General features: G+C 69.9%; 1 protein-coding gene. It reads right to left on the reverse strand.

Annotation, left to right across the window (positions count from 1 at the left end; genetic code table 11):
* The coding region (locus CUT83_RS31245; RefSeq protein WP_241524831.1) for a beta-ketoacyl synthase N-terminal-like domain-containing protein at positions 1 to 757 on the reverse strand (757 nt) is incomplete at both ends.

The raw sequence follows: 757 nt of genomic DNA on the forward strand, positions 1-757 counted from the left end.
TTCGACGCACCGTCCTGATTCACCGCACTGCCCCGGATCACCGCCAGCACCCGACGCCCGTTGCGCCGCGCATCCGACAACCGCTCCAGGAGAAGCAGTCCGGCTCCTTCGGAGAAACCGGTGCCGTCGGCCGCGGCCGAGAACGCCTTGCACCGGCCGTCCGCCGACAACCCCCGCTGACGACTGAACTCGACGAAGGTGGTGGGCGTGGACATCACGGTGACGCCGCCCGCCAGGGCGAGGGTGCACTCGCCCTGCCGCAGCGCCTGCGCGGCCAGGTGCATCGACACCAGCGACGAGGAGCACGCGGTGTCCACACTCACCGCCGGGCCCTCCAGCCCGAACGTGTAGGCCACCCGACCCGAGGCCACACTCCCCGCACTGCCGTTGACCAGATACCCCTCGAGTCCCTCGGGCGGTTCGGTGATACGGGAGCCGTAGTCGTTGTACATCACGCCCGCGAAGACGCCGGTGCGGGAACCGCGCAGCGACCCCGGATCGATCCCCGCCCGCTCCAGCGCCTCCCACGCCGTCTCCAGCAGCAACCGCTGCTGCGGATCGGTCGCCAACGCCTCCCGCGGCGAGATCCCGAAGAACTCCGCATCGAACCGGTCCGCATCATGCAGAAACCCGCCCCACCGCGTGTACGACGTCCCCACACTCTCCGGATCCGGGTCGTACAACGCCTCCAGATCCCACCCCCGGTTCTCCGGAAACCCCGAAACCGCATCCCGCCCCTCGGCCACCAGACGCCACA

It is taken from the genome of Streptomyces barkulensis, assembly GCF_002843305.1.
Taxonomy (GTDB): Bacteria; Actinomycetota; Actinomycetes; order Streptomycetales; family Streptomycetaceae; genus Streptomyces; species Streptomyces barkulensis.